This window comes from Xenorhabdus griffiniae (assembly GCF_001028135.1).
GTDB classification, from domain to species: domain Bacteria; phylum Pseudomonadota; class Gammaproteobacteria; order Enterobacterales; family Enterobacteriaceae; genus Xenorhabdus; species Xenorhabdus bakwenae.
This window is the reverse complement of sequence record NZ_LDNM01000021.1, coordinates 1-18047: the sequence shown is the minus strand read 5'-3', so window position 1 is coordinate 18047 and position 18047 is coordinate 1. Positions and strand designations below refer to the sequence as shown.

The following is an 18047-nucleotide window of genomic DNA, read 5'->3' as shown; positions in this document are numbered from 1 at the left end:
TTAATATTTTCTATACCAATCCAACTTCAAGATGCGTGTTATATTTCCCCGCGCAGCGGGGAAATATAAGGCCTCGCGTCGTCTTGCGGATTGCAGCTTGAAGTTTATCGGGTATATATTAAATGATTCTACCCAAGAAAAAACTGTTATCACTTTTACTGTTCAATAGCAAGAGTGGTTTTCACCCTTTCCTGCGCTTACAAAAAGAGTTTAGTCTAAAAAATAATATAAATTATATAGTTATAAATTTCCGGGCGTGAGTATGTATAAGAAGAAAAAAATGGAACACCTGAGAAAAAACTTGCAATATTTACTCGATTCCAGAGGGGAAACAAGAGTATCGCTCTGTGAGCAAACAAATCTTAATCGTACGACTATCTATAACATCTTAGAAGATAGGGTTCAAAACGTTCACTCTTCCACAATACAGAAAATCTCCAATTTCTTTGGCATATCATATAGTGAAATAGAATCAACTGATATCGCAGAAAAAGAGCGTTTGGATGGAACCATTTCTTATGAAGGGAATATGAATCCCTGTGCTGTTCCGTTATTTATGCAATCTGAATGTATTACTTCTGAATTTTTGGTCAGTAAGATAGGCTCCCTGATGGTTGGACGGCAACTGACTTATTATTTTGGTACAGGGCCTAATATTGTTGCCGTTTTACTTGAGGATGATTTATCAGGCAAACATAATTCAGGAGATTTATTAATAATCAGGAGAGGTAATTACACGAGTAACAATCCAAAGCTATGTTTCGATCCAAAACTGCAACAGTTCCATATCAAAGAATCGAATAGAGAGAGTTTGGATAATTGGATAATCATTGGAGACATAATGGAAGAAAGGTTCGGATATGGAAAAAACGGCCTTATCACATAGATGTATCATATGAATATTTATACAACTTAGCGCTTAATAACCATGCTATGTATAAGGCAAATAATATTCTTGATTTTTTCCTTGTTGTTAAGAACAGATATATTCTGATTTGAATAATATTTAATAATATCAATTGGTTAGTTTTACTTATTTGTTTTTTTGTTTATTCATCCTTAAATAATGACACACGTATTCACCATCAAAATCAACATTTGTGTTTTTATGTGTTGATTTTGATATTTGTCTGGTGTATTAATTTCATCATCAAAACATAAGATAAAATTTATACTTTGTCTGGACGTTAGATTAGAGAGACCCTTCTCCTTCTATGTGGACAAATTATTTTCATTATTTTGAATTAAAATGTTACTCGCCCACACCAGGGAAATGTTAGTTCGTTTTTTAAACTGTTTTTTTGAATTAAAATAGAGTAGCCAGTCTCTTAATCGAAGATGTCTGATTAAGAGACTGGAGCTATCATTAAGCCAATATACGACAGGCTAATGTAGCAATAACTTGCAAGGTGTCTTATGCCAGAGGCAGGTAAATATCAGTGACGGCTTCGGCTTCAGTCACCGTTGGGAACAACTTTACGCGTTCAAAAAAGAGCGGGAAATCCCGAACTTCCTGATTGTGTTCCGATAACCAATTTGTATACAAATAATTGACTATGGAGGTGATTCCCTCATCTGAGCCTGTGTATCTAATATAAGCACATTTTCCTGATGGGATTGTTTTTAATGCAATTCTTGCATTCTTAACCGCAAACTTTGGTGAAACCTCTACACACAAATCAAACTGATACTCTTGCGGGTCAATGTTTGCGGGATCTGCATAAACAAAATTAAAAGTTCGGTGACGCTCTGGGGATAACTTATTCGTTATTCTCCACGCTTTGAACGCCCTAATTGTATTGCCAATATTTGATGATGGACCTTTATGTTCCATAACTGCCACGGTGGTTTCTGGAAAATTGACGATTTTTACTTCAACAGGAGATAATTTCTCATTCATCATTTTAGTCCTAATATTATTTATGATTTGGTAGTGTCTGTGCCAGACAGACCAATCAGGTTTTTTTCTGAACTCAATAGGACTTTGACCAACTGAACTTTTGAACGCCCTGGAGAATGCCTCCGGACTTTCATATCCACATGCAAGAGCAATATCTATTACTGAATCATCGTTATACGCCAACTTATAACTCGCTCTTTTCAATCGAATTTGCCTGATATATGCAGCAGCACCGATACCATAAGTTGCAGAAAACAATCTGTGAAAGTGATATTTAGAACAAGCTGCAATGTTACTCAAACTTTCTCCATCCATATGTGTATCGATATGTTCATCAATGTAATGAAGAAGGGCATTCAATCGTTGTTTAATCATCGTCATATATCCAACCTATCGGGTACAAGGAGATGTTATATAGTTTCCTGTAGCAGGACATGATGATTATTGCTGACTTATATTTTTCCTGGATGTTCCTGCCAATAAATAGTCTCTCTTCGAGGTTTATTTATTGCACCATATTTAGATACAAAACAGGCAAAAATAGGAAACAAGCCAATAACAAACATGACCATTTTAAATTAACTTATTGATTTAAATTTAAATTATTTTTCTGGATTGAAGTTGATAATGATTATAGTATTGATAACTATTACTGACGGTTATCATATTTCTTGGTTATCTTGACTATGCGAAATTTTTTTTCACAGCCATAGAGATATCGTTAATGAATTTAGATTAACCCTCTTACGAATATGTTTATTTTTCCAATAACATGAGAATGGAATCACATGATGGGTGCTACGATTGATAAGGACAATATATCTACCGATCCGTTGTCTTCTGCCCTTGACTGTTGTCGATTATTGTTGCAGTTGATTAAAGGTGAAGCTCAAGAAACGCCTTCTTTATCCTCTGATAGCAAGCTGAAATTTGCAGTCAAAGAATACGGTAAAATACATAATGTTGATATGGCATTATGCCGTTTAAAATTCCATAAGCTGACACCAAAACAGTTACCTTTGGCCTTTCGAGACAAGCAGGGAGGATTTGTTGTATTAGTACGCCTCTCTCCTGATCAGGCTCTGATCCAGTCTCCTTATTCCGCTTCACCTGAAATACTTCCTATTGATGAGCTTGAAGCCAGGTGGAGTTGCGAAGTGATCCAGCTGCGGGAGGGGGGCCACAGGTTCGATGTTTCCTGGTTTATTCCTGCCTTTATTCATCACCGCCACCTCCTCGGTGAGGTACTGATTTTCTCCCTGATGCTGCAACTACTTGCTCTTGTTGCACCTTTGCTTTTCCAGGTCGTGATGGACAAAGTGTTGGTACACAGGGCATTGTCCACCCTGGATGTGCTGGTGATAGTGCTAATCGTGGCAGGGGTGTTCGAGGTGATACTCCGAGGATTACGTGAATACTTGTTCGCTCATACCGCTAACCGCATCGATATTGCCTTGGGCGTTAAACTCTTCCGGCATTTGCTGGGTCTGCCTCTGCTCTACTTTAAGCACCGTCAGGTAGGCTCTATCATCACTCGGGTGCAAGAGCTTGACAGTATTCGTGACTTTTTGACTGGCTCTATGCTGACCTTATGTGTGGATGTTGCATTCACCTTTGTCTTCTTCGGGGTAATGGCCTGGCTGTCATTGCCTCTGACTTGCGTAGTGTTAGCGTTATTACCACTCTATTTCTTGTTGGCCTGGCTGAGTTCAAAACCGCTGCAACAGCGGATTGAACAGCAGTTCCAGACTGCGGCCTGCAATACCTCCTTTTTGAACGAATCCGTTAGCGGTGTCGAAACCATCAAAAGTCTGGCGGTGGAACCCAATATGCAGCGGCGTTGGGAATCCCAGACCGCAAATATGGTTGAAGCCAGTTTTCGTACTCAGGTTCTTAATAGCTTCGTCAGCCACGGAGTGATGTTGCTACAGAAAGTAACGAGTGTCGGGATTATCTGGTTAGGGGCGAATATGGTTATTGCTCTGGAACTCACCATTGGTCAGCTAATCGCGTTCAATATGATGGTGTCACACATCAGCCAACCTATCGCTAAGTTGATCGACCTGTGGCAGCAGTTTGTCCTGACCAGAGTCGCTGTTGACAAACTTGGCGACATGCTCAACCTGTCTGTTGAGCAGGTACAGGGAGATATTTATCCCCGGAAGCCGCTCAACGGTGATTTACAGCTGCGTAATCTGGTGTTCCGTTACCAACCCGACCAAGAGCCTGTACTGAAAGGGATAACTCTGCATATCAGGGCGGGCGAGTCTTTGGGAATAGTCGGTCCTTCCGGCTCAGGAAAAAGTACCCTGGCCCGCCTGCTACAAAGACTTTATGCGCCAGACGGAGGAGAGATCTTGCTCGATGGCATTCCTCTACATCAACTCAATCCCACCTGCCTGCGTAGCCAGATCGGGGTTGTGTTGCAGGAGAATTACCTGTTCAAGCGCAGTGTGCGCCATAACATTGCACTCAAGGATCCCACCGCTTCGTTGGAGGAAGTGATAGCCGCTGCCAAATTAGCGGGTGCTCATGATTTTGTCCTTCAGTTGCCTCTGGGTTATGACACCGTGCTGGCTGAAGCGGGTAGCTCTCTGTCCGGGGGGCAGCGCCAACGCATTGCTATCGCTCGGGCATTGATGGCTAACCCCAGTATTCTGATTTTCGACGAGGCGACAAGCGCCCTTGATGATGAGTCTCAAGCCTTAATCCAGGCCAATATGGCTGAGATTTCCCGGGGACGCACCGTTATCACCATTGCTCACCGCTTGTCTACAGTGCGTGATTGTGACCGTATAATCACGTTAGAACAGGGCCGGATCACTGAATCGGGCAGCCATCACCAGCTGCTGGCTAAGGGAGGTTGCTACGCCAGACTGTGGCAGTTGCAACAGGCATTACGCAAGGAGGTGGTGTGATGTCGTTCAAGCATCTGAAAACCGTATTTTTGGCCTGGCGTCAAGAACGTTGTGCACCCGAGGCACCGAAGCGTACCCGTGACGAGTACGAGTTTCAGCCTGGCTATCTGGAGATCGTCGAACGCCCTCCGGCACCTTGGGCAAGGCTGACGGCGGGGGCACTGACTCTGTTACTGCTAATCGCTTTGGTCTGGTCAATGGTTGGCCGACTGGACATCCATGCTAATGCTGTGGGGAAATTACTTGTATCCAGCAATTCGAAGGTCATTCAGCCCCTTGAGACGGGTGAAATTGCCGAGATATTAGTTCGTGACGGCCAGAAAGTAAAAGCGGGAGATGTACTTATTAAACTCAACACCCTGGGCGTTGAAGCTGAATTGAAGGAGTTGCAGGCGCAGATTAACGTCAAACAGTTGGAGCAGGCGAGATTGCAGGCTCTGCTGACCGATGCCCCTATCGAAAATTTTGTCGTTCCGCAAAATATCCCGCCAGCACAGGCCATGCAAGCGAGAGAGCATCTGGCGAGTATCTGGAAAGAAGTGGTTGCCAATCTAAACGGTCTGGATGGCGAAATGAAGATTAATCAGGCGAACCAGTCCGCCCGTCGTGCCGACATCTCCGCGTTGGAGCATCTTGCAGCCAATATCAAGGTACGTCTTGAAGCGCACCGGATCCTGGCTGCCAAAAAGCTGCTATCAAAAGTTGAGCTACTGGGGCAAGAGAAAGAAAGGCTGGAGGTAGAACGTTCTCTTTCTCAACAACATGCCGAATTGGCTGTCCTTGAAGAGCAATATCAGGGATTGCAGGAAAGCCGAGAGCGCTATCTGGCGAAGATCAACCGTGAATATTATGACCAGTTGAATGAAGCACAGGCCGCAATCGCTGTTATGGCACAGCAGTTAATTAAAACGCGTGAAAGGTTGCGCTTGTATACCCTGCGGGCACCGGTTGATGGTGTGGTGCAGCAATTGGCGATCCACACGCTGGGGGGCGTCGTGCAATCGGCCCAACAACTGATGGTGATCGTACCTGATGATACTCTGTTTGAAGCCGAAGTGATGGTGTTGAACAAGGATGTGGGATTTGTGCACGCAGGTCAGCCGGTGGAAATTAAGGTCGATGCTTTCCCTTATACCCGTTATGGCACTGTACGGGGCAAGGTGGCTCATGTCTCTAAGGATGCAGTTAAGGATGAGCAACTGGGGCTGGTATTCCCGGCACGGGTTCGAATGGAACGAACCTCTGTTGCAGTGGATGAGCGTGAAGTCCCATTACAAGCAGGTATGAGTGTTACCGCCGAAATCCGTACCGGGGATAGACGGGTAATCGACTACCTGATCAGTCCGTTGCAACAGTACCAGTCCGAAGCCTTGAAGGAACGATAATGCCAGCTATCGAATCTACCCGATTAGAGTCATTTAGCGGAGACGAGTCCACAGTCGTAGATAGTGGTCTTTTGGCTCTGGCCTACGCCGCCCGCCATTTCAATGTGGCAGTGGAGCCGAAGTTATTGAGTCACCGTCTCGCCCGTACCCAGGGTAACACAGACTACCAAGACCTTTGCCGTTGTGCCCAGTGGATCGGATTGAGGGCTCGCTATATCACCACAGATATGAGCCGTCTCGAACACCTTCCCCTGCCTGTCTTATTGGATACAGAACAGGGTTGGTTAGTACTGGAAAGGGTTGAAGGTGAGTTTGTTGTCTTGTATCAGCCAGACTTGAGTAAAGAGAAACATTATCCCCGGACTATTCTTGCTGACCATTGGCAAGGCAGGGTTGTGTTACTGGCGGAGGCAGTCGAGCAACCGAAACGACAGAAATTCGGCTTTAGCTGGTTTATACCTTCCATTCGTAAACATGCCGCCCAGTTTAGAAACGTGCTCCTCGTGTCTTTGATGCTACAGTTGGTTGCCTTAGTCACCCCTATGTTGTTCGAGAATGTGATCGATAGGGTTCTGGTCAGTCGCAGCCTGTCAAGCTTACAGGTGCTGGGATTTGCCATGCTTATCCTGGCCGTGTGCGAGCCTGTTTATCGTTTTCTCCGCTCCTGGCTGTTCGCTAATCTTGCCAGTAAAGTCAATTCTGAGCTTTCCAGTCGTCTCTATCAGCATTTAATCACCCTGCCATTGGATTATTTCCGGCAGCGTCAAACGGGAGAAATCATCGCCAGAGTGCGCGAAATGAGCCAGATACAACAGTTTCTTACCGGTTCGGCACTGACAATGGTACTGGATTTGGCCTTTGTCGGCTTGTTTGTGGCGGTGATGTTCTTCTATGCCCCTGAGCTAACATGGCTGGTGCTCGGCTCTCTGGTGCTCTATTCCCTGTTCTGGATGGTTGTTGGACCTGTGCTGCGTACCAGGGTATTGCGGGAATATGAGTTAAGGGCTGACAACACGGCTTTCCTGATCGAATCAGTGACCGGCATTGAAACGATTAAGACCAGCGCTACTGAGGTGGGTTTCTCGCGCCGTTGGGAGCGCCAGCTATCTGCGTTTGTCCGTGCCTCATTTCGCGCCAAAGTAGTAGGACTCCTCGCCGGACAGGGAATAGGGCTGATCCAGAAACTGACCTCCGCCCTGCTACTGTGGTGGGGAGCTATTATGGTGATGGAGGGAAAACTCAGTCTGGGGGAGCTGGTGGCCTTTAATATGCTGTCGGAGCACGTTACCCAACCGATCCTGCGCTTAGCTCAGGTCTGGCAGGACTTTCAACACACTTTAATCTCATTGAAGCGGCTCGGTGACATCCTCGATGAAGAGGGAGAAAACGGTAGCGGAGGTCTGGCTTCAATCCCCAGATTACAAGGAGGGGTGAGTTTCAGAGGTGTACGCTTTCGCTACAGCGAGGAAGGTCAGGAAGTATTGCGTAACCTCAATATCGAAATGAGTCCCGGTGAATTTGTTGGTATTACAGGGCCATCAGGTTCGGGTAAATCCACCCTGACGCGGTTGTTACAGCGCCTTTATATTCCCCAGCACGGACAAGTATTAGTGGATGGCATCGACTTAGCGATTGCGGATCCGGTGGAGCTGCGTCGCAACATGAGTGTCGTACCACAAGAGAGTTTGCTGTTTTCAGGATCGGTCGCAGAAAACATCCGTCAATGTCGACCGCAAGCCAGTGATGCTGAAGTGATTCAGGTAGCAACGTTGGCTGGAGCAGACGAGTTTATTCGCAGCTTGCCACAGGGATACAACACGCAGGTTGGTGAGAAGGGCGTGCTCTTGTCTGGTGGACAGCGTCAGCGTATCGCTCTGGCCAGGGCTTTGCTAACGAATCCAGGCATTCTGCTGCTGGATGAGGCCACAAGTGCCTTGGATTATGAATCGGAAGCAGCGGTGATAGCTAACTTGCAGCACATTGCTCAAGGCCGCACTGTGATCAGTGTTGCTCATCGCCTAAATACCTTGCGCCATGCTGATCGGATTTTAGTACTCGATCAGGGGCAAGTCGTTGAGCAGGGCAGCCACGAGCAATTGCTCGCCTTAGACGGGCTTTACGCCCGGCTGTGGGCCTTGCAGATGAAAGAAAAAGTAACCCCGTAAAGATCATCAGTAGGATTTTTTTATAAGGAGAATTGTCATGCCCAATAACAGCTACCTATCGCTGCTTGTTTCCGCTCAGGCGATACCCCGTCAGGGTAGCGCGAATATCCGGCAGTTTGCTATCAATCCTGAATTATTTGCAAAATCTAACACTATCAGTGCCGAGACACTGGTTAGAGCAGGGCGGCTTCCGGCAGAGGGAGATGCCAAATTGGTGAAAATTAAGTCAGGCTTATATGAGATTGAATACGCGGATCGAAGCCCGAATGAGATAGCCGGGAGTGATGCTGACAGCGTGCCAGCCTATTTCCTTGGCTACAACGGAGCAAACCAGGCTAATACGTTGCCAGCTTATGTAGATATTCCTAAGTATGCAATTCCGGGAAGTTTTCTGTTCACGGGATCTTTGTCAGGCTGTTCACTGGTGGTGACCGATCTTGATGCTGATACTTACCGGGTCTATCACGACGGACGGGTCAACAGTTCGTTGCTATATGATAACGTGGTCATGGCAGTGGACTTTAAGGATTATCAGGTAGCAAACACCGCCGAAGGTCTTGCTGCGGCATACATGCAATACGTTGAGGGTAAATGGCAATTGGTATTCCAGCGCCAGGAGTATCAACGGGACGGTCTGAATATCTGGCCGACATTGCGTCGTGGTGAGGAACCCATATTGATTCAGGACGCTGACAGCCAGGCGATTGAGCGCAGCAAGGCCCAATTCGCCACTTATCGTGAGAAGATCCATCAAAAACTGAAAAAGGCGGCTGCACAGTTTGGCGTGTCAGTTGAAGGGATCTCTGAGGGTGTATATGAACAGGGAGAATTTTCTCCCCATCATCCGGCAATTGCTGGATGGATTGGGTTGCGTGACCGGGTCCAGGCTGCGATCGGAGCAGAAACTCAGCCGTTGGTGGATAGCCGGAATAAACTCTATGAAAATCGAAGAAAAACCAGAGACCGTTCTGAGATTTCTCGGATTGATGAAAAGATAAGGTATATCAATATCACGCTGGATCACTACAAGGAGCAATACGATTCAGTTTTGCGTGAAGTGTTTTCCGTGGAACAAAGCTGGTTGTGGCAGCAGATCAAGTCCAAAAACGGTATAGATGCGGTAGTGAGGATTGATGATACCTCTATCCAAGGCGGTGGGCAGGAACGCGATTATAACGTGGGCGAGCGTTATGCTATTGCCGAAGCTTACCAGCGAAGTGGGCCGAAGAGTCCTGAATTTTCCGATGGCTTGCAGAACGTTCAGGATACGACCATTCCAGGTTTTAACGATGGAATGTCAATCCTAGAGATGAAAAAACTGTTTCTTGACAGCCCACTTACCCCTAAACAGCGAGGGGCTTTGAGCGCTCGCATCACTGAAGTTAGCCGGGCTGAATATATTGACAAAATATTGAAACAGACAGCGGTGTTCAGCGAGGACTTTCAGCGTGCTGGTAGCAGCTTCAGTCGTCTGATACCCCAAGATTTTTATCTGTCATTGGTTGGAGACGCATCTGGTGGTCGCTGTTATCCCCTGGTCAGAGCTATGGCAGTAGCACTAGCCAGCGGTGGTGAAGCACGTATCAATAGTCTGGTGGAAAAACTCTTCTTTGCCGCAGCTTCCCCTCAGGCGGGCAGTTCTACGCTGCTAAAAAACAGTCTGGTAAGGCTGCACTCTAATGTTGAGGCGAGTCAGGCGTCAAAAGCGCTGGAAGAGAAGGTTACCTTGCCTAAGGTTGTTTCTTTGTTGCAGGAAGCGACTGGAACTTCGACGTTCGCCCTCAATACCCAAAACCATGCCATGATGGTGGGGAGCACTGTCGACGCTAAAGGGCGTCGTTACTATTTCTATGATCCCAATTTCGGGATTTTTGCATTCGATAACTCAGTCAATTTTTTACGTGCTATGGAAAAACATTTAGTGAAGCGTGGATTGGCTGTTCACTATAGTGCGTTTGGTAGTAAGTCTGCGCCTACCTTCAATCTGGTGGAGATCGATCCTGTCAAGATGGCAAGAGTACCCGTAGACTATGGCTTAGATGTTGCTGATTTGACCCGTCCTGACGAACTTGCCACTGTGATAGAACAACGCCAGTGGGTCAAGCAAGCCGTCAATGCCCAAGTGAACATTGCCGAGGATACTCAGTTACGCACCTCATTGGCTACCCTTGATACAGAGCAGTGGGGAGCAAAATTCGATAAGGCCATGACAGCGCTCGCTCAGGAACATAAGTTTGACCATCGTTGGATACCAGTAATTAGCAGCATTAAGGAACAGGGGGAAGGTCGTTACAGTGTCCAATTCATCAATCGCGATCACTTGGAAGAGACGCGTTTGGTGAGCAGCAACGATGCCACTTTTTTCGAATTCCGCCATTTCGTCGATGAACATATGCTCACGCTGGGCAAGCATTTTAACCTTGAACGCGGCCAGTTACGGTTCAATGGAATTGACGGTGAGGCAGCTCCGGTTGATGGGCTGAATGCTGGGTTTGCAGTACAGACGCTAATCCAGTGGCTTGCCGACAAGAATCGCAATGATGCGGCAAATGGGAAAGTTTCGCCTGATTTGGCCACCGCACTCAAGATCCATAGTTACCTTAACTACGCCCAGATGATTCACGCAGGTGCGAACGATGTCACCAACGTTATCGAGTTGGTGCGCACGGCGTTACGTGGTGAAGTGATGGTCGCTGAAACCTCGCTCAATCAGTTTTCTTCAACTCTGGCTCATACTGCCAATGAAGGCATAGGTGTGCTGCTTGGTGGAGCCTTGGTTGGGTTGGATGCCTATGAGCTAGCCCATGCCGAAACGGATACCCAGAAGGCCGTGTTCGGAACCCAGCTAGCGTTCGATTCGGCCAGCTTCGTGACAGGTACTGCCGGGGTGGGTGCCGGGCTGGTTGGTGCCTCGACGGCCTCTGCTGTACTGGGTGGTGCCGGCGTGATCCTTGGTGGGCTTGCCGTGGGCTTTACCGCGCTGGCGCAAGCGTTTGGTGCCGTTGCTGAGGATGCAAAAGCGGTGGGCCGTTACTTCGATATGCTCGACAAAGCCTACACGGGCAATGGTTACCGGTATGATAGTGAGAAAAAGGTGCTGATACCATTAGCCGGGGCTGTGATTAAGACGTTGGATCTGCGCAATAATCAGATTGATTTTGACAGCCAGTATATTTATCGCACCCATTCAGGCTCTACTGGTTCAGGAAAAATCAATTATTTCTTCTGGATCGGCGATTTTCCCAGAATGGTTCATGATCGCAGCCAGGCGATTGAAGTCCGTAGCGGCATCGGCTACAAAGGTGTCTCTCATAAACTCGAGCACAGTGACAGTAGCGTATTAATCCTGCCGGGGACACCTAAGTCCTTCATCAGGTACGAATATATGCAACTTCCCGGGGCAACAACGCGGCATGATACGGGTTTTGATGTTATTCGCAGACTCGAAGAGGATAAACGCTTCGATTACGATTTCTACATCTTCCCGGGAGAAGCAACGATCCGCAGGATCCATCAGGAGTATGTAGCAACACCGATCGAAGTCGTGCTCGATCAACACGACAGGAAACTGATAGTGCCTGAGCTTCCTAAAGAACTGCACGGCTATCTGCATTACGAGATTAAAGGAGCCGGAGGTGAATACCTGATCGGGTTGAATGAAGGCACCAGTGTGAAGCTCATCAGTGACGTCTCCAACGCAGATGGCAGCCGCAATGTCCCGTCGCGCTGGATCATCGATAGCAGCCAACTCGCCAGTGATACTATCAGCGTCTCGAAGAGCCGATTGGTAGTCGGTGGCGTCGTGGTCGAACTCGATCCCTCTCAGAATGGTCAAATATTGGTAGTCAACGGCAAAAATGAAGTGAGTGAAGTCGATTTTTCCAATCTGACAACGCAGGTGATAAGCGAAGATGCGGGCAAGTGGCAAGTGCCCGGCCAGCAAATTGAGCAACATCTCAATTTGCTGGCCAAGGCGCATCAGTTGCACGGGCAGTATGTGGTAGTGGAGAACTACAATCACAACGGGCATGATGTTGGTCGGGCTTTCTATGACGTCTCCAGGAAGCGGATGCTATTCACCGATACTCTTCACGAGCAAGCTAAACATGCCCAGCTGGGGGCGGTGATGGGTGACTATGCTTATTTCTACGACGCCGATAACGCGGTCGCGTGGCGGGTAGACATTGCCACGGGACAAGTTAACGCGCAGTTTGAGCCATGGTTCAACCAGAATGCAGGCAGGATTAGTCGGTTATGGCAAGAAGGTGATGCAGTCTACCTGGCGCGCCGTTATCAGTTGGAAGAGAGAGAAGCTGAGTTGAGCTACCGGATCATCGATGACCGCATGGAGTTAGTTAGCGTGGTGGGTGATGAAAAGTTACTCCGGCTTTCGGCAAACAGAGATCGGCATGGTGACGAGCTTAAGACTATACTTCGAGGTTACGAGAGCAATAGCACTCAACGTGAGACTTCGGTGTATACCCTGGGTGCACGGCTGATCCGACCGACCAGTGCCGAGTTGGTCACCCTATTCGGAACGGATACGGCTGGTGTGGCCCATCGCTACTGGGTACGCACCAGCGATGGAACACTGATTAAACCGAATCTGGCACCACCGAAAGAACAAACCTTGTACTTTAAAGGGCATGAACAGATCCGCAGTGCCTGGCAGATCCCAGCTGACCTTGTGTTAGCGGGCACGATTTCCCGTCCCGCAGGTACGGAAGTGTTCTTCTTCTACAGTAAAGAGCAGAATGCTTTGTTCCGTCAGGAAGGCCCAGGTCAGGCTGTTCTTGACGCTAATCAACCCACTGCCTTGCGTATCAACACACCACCGTTAGCCAACGTAGTCAACCTGAATGGTAGCCTGCTTGCCATCACTGAGGATGGGCGCGTAGCGCAACTTGATGCATTGGGGCAGCTTAACTACGAAGCAGTTAACGAGCATTGGCTCAAGGGGCGTCCCCACTGGTGGCAGGATCTGGCGAGTGTCACAAATGGTGGAACCACTCTGGCGGTATTTGGAGTCAAGGGCACCGATGGCAAAAGCGTGTTACCCGTGTGGTATCACAATGGAAAAGTGGTCGTGGCGTCAGCAGCACTACAGGATAAATTGCTACAGTTCCTGGGATTCGACGCTGATGGCACCGTTGCGCGGCTCTTTGAACCGGAAAGTGGTAAGTTATATCACCAACCAGCTATGACTACGAATGCATTGGCTACTGCCTTTGGTTCTGGCTTTGTACTTAATGCTTCGGCACAACTTCCCGTTGCCAGTGAGTTGACACCTGAGTTGTCTCTTAAGGCGGCACAACCGGTCGATGCCGGAATGCGTCTGATCACCGTCAAGGGTGAGATATTGGTACGAGCTAATAATGGTGAATTGCGGTTAGTTGGTGTTGATAAAGAGTGGCATCAGAACAATGCGGCTAATTTGTCACAGGCACTCACTGAACTTACCGCTCGGTGGAATGCCAAAGGGGTACTGACCTTACAAAATAACAATATGCAAGACTGGTTTGATGTTGATAGCGGTCAGGTATTTTCAGGCAAGGGCATTCCCGTCTCAGGTAATCTGCGCTTCCTGGGAATCGACGCCAAAAATAAGGCGGCATATGTGTATAACCCGATGACTCAGGCGTTATACCAGAGCGATAGCAGTGGGGTAAAAATACTCAATAAATCCATTGGAATGGAGCGAATCAAGTCATCCTTATTACTTCAAGGCGGCGAAGCCAGTGATAATCTAACGCTACCGATCATTGATGGTGTCGATAGTCTGGTGCTGTATGGTGGAGCCAATCATGATACCTATCGATTCAGTAAAGAGATGTGGGCTCACTACCGTAAGGTGATCATCGACAATAACGATCCGAGACAGTCTTTAGATCGTCTGATCTTACCGATAGCCAATCTGAAAAGTGTTCTCGTGAACCGACACGATGATGATTTGATGTTGACTGACTCCGGTAATGGAACAGCATTGGTGGTGCGTCAGGTTTTTGGTAATCAGGCCAAATCTCATCAGCATTTGCATATTAATTTGGAGGGAACTTCGTCGGCGATTAATGTGACACGTCTAGTCGAGAACATGAGTAAGCAAGGAGATATGTTGATGGATTTATCCTGGGCCAGCAGGCGACCCAATATTGCTGCTCATACCGTTACTACTGTTTCAGAGGCGGAAAGCCCGAGTCTGGTGAAGTTAAGCGAGGCGATGGCTTCATTCCCTGATATGGGTGGTGTTTACGAACACCTACGGCAAAATATACAACCGGCTAAGGCCGAGCAGCCGCTTTTGTTGCCTAACTCCAACTCTGTCATAGGGTAAGAACGAGAAATAACAGGAGAGGCTAATTGTCTCTCCTGTTGCTATCAGGTCATGCTCCCAACGATCAGATATTGTGATAAACCCCGCTTTTTATTGATCAACGGTTTTTGCCTATAGGCGGGCAGGCACATCATTGGCAATATAATATTTTGCCTGGCTGCGGGGCAGAGGAGAAATTCCCCTGATTTTATCAGCAATCTTTTCAGCCATCATGATTGTCGTGGCATTTAAATTACCGGTAATAATGGTTGGCATAATAGAGGCATCGATAACACGTAGATTTTCAATGCCATGCACGCGTCCTTGACCATCCACGACCGCCATTTCATCAGTCCCCATTTTGCAACTGCATGATGGGTGAAATGCCGTTTCGGCATGTTCACGAATAAAGGCATCTAACTGCGCATCTGACTGATTTTCAACACCGGGACTGATTTCACGCCCACAATAGGGTGCCAGCGCAGGTTGTGCCATAATTTCCCGTGTAATACGAATAGCTGCGCGGAATTCTTGCCAATCCTGTTCTGTTGACATGTAGTTGAATAAAATACTGGGATGCTGACGCGGATCTCGTGACTTAATTTTCACCCGACCACGGCTTTGGGAACGCATAGATCCGACATGAGCCTGAAAACCATGTTGATTGATGGCATTACTGCCATTGTAATTAATGGCAACGGGCAGGAAATGAAATTGAATATTTGGCCAGGCAAATTTTTCATCAGTACGAATAAAACCACCTGCTTCAAATTGATTGCTGGCACCAATACCTGTTCCTTTGAATAGCCATTCAGCGCCAATTTGAGGTTGGTTATACCATTTTAATGCCGGATAAAGAGAAATGGGTTTGAGGCATTCATATTGCAAGTACATTTCAAGGTGATCTTGCAAGTTTTGCCCAACGCCTGGCAAGACATGCACCGCAGAAATACCAAGCTCGTTTAATATTTCTTCGGGACCAATACCTGAACGTTGCAAAATCTGTGGAGAGGCGATCGCACCAGCACAGAGCAACACTTCTTTACGTGCTTTTGCCCGGGTTAAAGTTGCGCTATTACCTTGATAAAAATTGACACCAACGGCGGTTTTGCCTGCGAATTCGAGGGTATCAGTCAACGCATGAGTCATGATAGTGAGATTGGGGCGTGAACGTGCTTGATCCAGATAGCCACGGGCTGTGCTGGCACGGCGTCCTTTAGGGTTCACGGTGCGATCCATCGGCCCAAAGCCTTCTTGTTGATAGCCATTCAGATCGGCAGTACGTGGATAACCCGCCTGAACACCTGCCTCTACCATTGCGTGAAAGAGTTCATTATTTTCTGCTTTGGGTGTCGTGACACTGACAGGCCCGTCTGCACCATGATAGTCATTTGCGCCAATATCTCTTGATTCCGCTTTGCGGAAATAGGGAAGACAATCAAGATAAGTCCAGTCTTCCAGCCCAGATTGTGTTGCCCAATGATCAAAATCCAGTGCATTGCCACGAATGTAGCACATGCCATTGATGAGTGAAGATCCACCCAGCCCTTTACCGCGTCCACATTCCATGCGTCGGTTATTCATATGGGGTTCGGGATCGGTTTCATAAGCCCAGTTATAACGGGTTCCCTGCAAGGGATATGCCAGCGCCGCTGGCATTTGAGTACGGAAGTCGAATCGGTAATCGGGTCCACCTGCTTCCAGCAGCAGGACCGATACATTGGCATCTTCCGTTAAACGAGTTGCAAGCACGTTACCCGCTGAACCAGCACCGATAATAATGTAATCAAAAACCATTGTTATCTCCTCTGTTTCAGACGTGGATTAAAATAGGGATTCAAAATTGCCTAATTCCACCTGTATTGATTTGGTTTGTGTGTAGTTTTGTAGTGTGACCAGCCCATTTTCCCGGCCAACACCAGAATGTTTATAGCCACCGACAGGCATGGCTGCCGGAGATTCTCCCCAGGTATTGATCCAACAAATTCCGGCTTCTAGCTGGTGGATCACGCGATGTGCGCGGGAAAGATCTTGAGTGACTAATCCTGCGCCCAGGCCATAATGGGTGTTATTGGCTCGGACAATGACTTCATCTTCCGTTTCATAAGCCAGGATAGACATCACTGGCCCAAAGATTTCTTCCTGTGTAATCAACATATCATCGGTACAGTCACTGAATACTGTCGGTGCAACAAATGCACCTTTCGCCAATTCGCCCTCCATCAGACGTTCGCCACCACAAAGCAGGCGGGCATGGCTGTTTTTACCGCTTGCGATATAGCGTAAAACCGACTCCATATGTGGAAAACTTACCAACGGACCAAAGTTAGTGCTGGGATCAAGAGGTGAACCTATTCGGATGCGTTTAACACGCTCAAGAATTTTTGTTTCAAATTGTGAGAGTAATGCTTTGGGGACAAAGACGCGTGTCCCGTTTGTACAAACCTGACCTGAACTGAAAAAGTTTGCCATCATGGCAATATCAGCCGCACGATCCAGATCGGCATCATCAAAAATGATCAGCGGAGATTTTCCACCTAATTCCATCGTGACTTCTTTTAAAGTTGAAGCGGAAGCATTTGCCATCACTTTTTTGCCGGTCACAATACCGCCGGTAAAAGACATTTTGGCGATTTGAGGGTGGACAGCCAGATAATGCCCGACTTCATGGCCGGCTCCGGTCAAGACATTGAAAACACCATCTGGCAAACCGGCTTCGGTATAGATTTCAGCCAACTTCAAAGCGGTAAGGGAGGTGACTTCACTCGGTTTAAAAATCATGGCATTGCCGGCAGCCAGAGCGGGGGCTGATTTCCACAGGGCAATTTGAATCGGGTAGTTCCATGCGCCGATGCCGGCTACGACGCCCAATGGTTCACGGCGTGTATAGACAAAAGAAGATTCACGTAATGGGATCTGCTGACCCTCAAGGGCTGGGATCAGGCCCGCATAGTATTCCAGCACATCGGCACCTGTGACGATATCAACCTGCCGGGTTTCAGAAAGGGGTTTGCCGGTATCCCGTGTTTCCAATTCAGCCAGTTGATCATTGCGTTCACGCAGGATATTCACCGCCTTGTGTAAGATCCGTGACCGTTCCACCGCCGTCATGGCTGCCCAGATTTTCTGTCCTTTATGGGCGCTTTCAACTGCTAAATTAACATCTTGTTCTGTTGCAGACTGAAATTGAGCAATAACTTCACCATTAGCTGGGTTAATTGCATCAAAAATGGTGTTATTAGGATCGGTACTATCAACGTAAGCACCGTGGATATAAAGTTTTTGTAATCCAAAATGGGTCATAGATTCTATATGAACGCATCCCGTTTGCAAGACAAAAACCACGCTGACATCGACGGTAGGTTGCAG

8 protein-coding genes are annotated in these 18047 nt (G+C 47.5%); 5 read left to right on the top strand and 3 right to left on the bottom strand.

What is annotated here, in order from left to right:
- The first annotated feature begins 262 nt into the window (after positions 1-262).
- Positions 263-886, top strand: coding sequence for a helix-turn-helix domain-containing protein (locus AAY47_RS06720; protein WP_047768142.1), 624 nt, complete (start codon positions 263-265; stop codon positions 884-886).
- A gap of 528 nt (positions 887-1414) precedes the next feature.
- Here AAY47_RS06720 and AAY47_RS06715 read toward each other — a convergent pair.
- A complete protein-coding gene (locus tag AAY47_RS06715; RefSeq protein ID WP_047768139.1) occupies positions 1415-2281 on the bottom strand; it encodes an AraC family transcriptional regulator in 867 nt (288 codons plus the stop codon).
- Positions 2282-2688: 407 nt separating this feature from the next.
- Here AAY47_RS06715 and AAY47_RS06710 point away from each other — a divergent pair, with 407 nt between their 5' ends.
- From AAY47_RS06710 to AAY47_RS06695, 4 genes are read left to right on the top strand one after another with little or no spacing between them, the layout of a single operon-like run.
- Positions 2689-4818 (top strand): peptidase domain-containing ABC transporter, encoded by a 2130-nt coding sequence (locus AAY47_RS06710; protein WP_235428303.1) that lies wholly within the window; start codon positions 2689-2691, stop codon positions 4816-4818.
- The gene (locus tag AAY47_RS06705) at positions 4818-6203 is read left to right on the top strand and encodes an HlyD family type I secretion periplasmic adaptor subunit (protein ID WP_047768137.1); all 1386 of its coding nucleotides are present in this window, start codon (positions 4818-4820) and stop codon (positions 6201-6203) included. The genes AAY47_RS06710 and AAY47_RS06705 overlap by 1 nt, the downstream gene beginning before the upstream one ends.
- Entirely contained in the window at positions 6203-8368 is a 2166-nt protein-coding gene (locus AAY47_RS06700) for a type I secretion system permease/ATPase (RefSeq protein WP_047768136.1), read from the top strand. The genes AAY47_RS06705 and AAY47_RS06700 overlap by 1 nt, the downstream gene beginning before the upstream one ends.
- Before the next feature lie 37 nt (positions 8369-8405).
- Positions 8406-14699: a TcdA/TcdB pore-forming domain-containing protein gene (locus AAY47_RS06695; RefSeq protein WP_083446752.1), complete on the top strand. Its 6294-nt coding sequence runs from the start codon at positions 8406-8408 to the stop codon at positions 14697-14699.
- Positions 14700-14810: 111 nt separating this feature from the next.
- Here the strand turns inward: AAY47_RS06695 and betA are convergent, their stop codons facing one another.
- Both betA and betB read right to left on the bottom strand, forming a co-directional pair.
- Positions 14811-16475 (bottom strand): choline dehydrogenase, encoded by a 1665-nt coding sequence (gene betA, locus AAY47_RS06690; protein WP_047768135.1) that lies wholly within the window; start codon positions 16473-16475, stop codon positions 14811-14813.
- Between the two features lie 27 nt (positions 16476-16502).
- Positions 16503-17981: a betaine-aldehyde dehydrogenase gene (gene betB / locus AAY47_RS06685; protein WP_047768214.1), complete on the bottom strand. Its 1479-nt coding sequence runs from the start codon at positions 17979-17981 to the stop codon at positions 16503-16505.
- Positions 17982-18047: the final 66 nt, after the last annotated feature.

Bases quoted from the DNA above. Each gene is read 5' to 3' on its own strand.
- AAY47_RS06720 (WP_047768142.1), top strand. From the start codon at position 263: ATGTATAAGAAGAAAAAAATGGAACACCTGAGAAAAAACTTGCAATAT.
- AAY47_RS06715 (WP_047768139.1), bottom strand. From the start codon at position 2,281: ATGACGATGATTAAACAACGATTGAATGCCCTTCTTCATTACATTGAT.
- AAY47_RS06710 (WP_235428303.1), top strand. From the start codon at position 2,689: ATGATGGGTGCTACGATTGATAAGGACAATATATCTACCGATCCGTTG.
- AAY47_RS06705 (WP_047768137.1), top strand. From the start codon at position 4,818: ATGTCGTTCAAGCATCTGAAAACCGTATTTTTGGCCTGGCGTCAAGAA.
- AAY47_RS06700 (WP_047768136.1), top strand. From the start codon at position 6,203: ATGCCAGCTATCGAATCTACCCGATTAGAGTCATTTAGCGGAGACGAG.
- AAY47_RS06695 (WP_083446752.1), top strand. From the start codon at position 8,406: ATGCCCAATAACAGCTACCTATCGCTGCTTGTTTCCGCTCAGGCGATA.
- betA (WP_047768135.1), bottom strand. From the start codon at position 16,475: ATGGTTTTTGATTACATTATTATCGGTGCTGGTTCAGCGGGTAACGTG.
- betB (WP_047768214.1), bottom strand. From the start codon at position 17,981: ATGACCCATTTTGGATTACAAAAACTTTATATCCACGGTGCTTACGTT.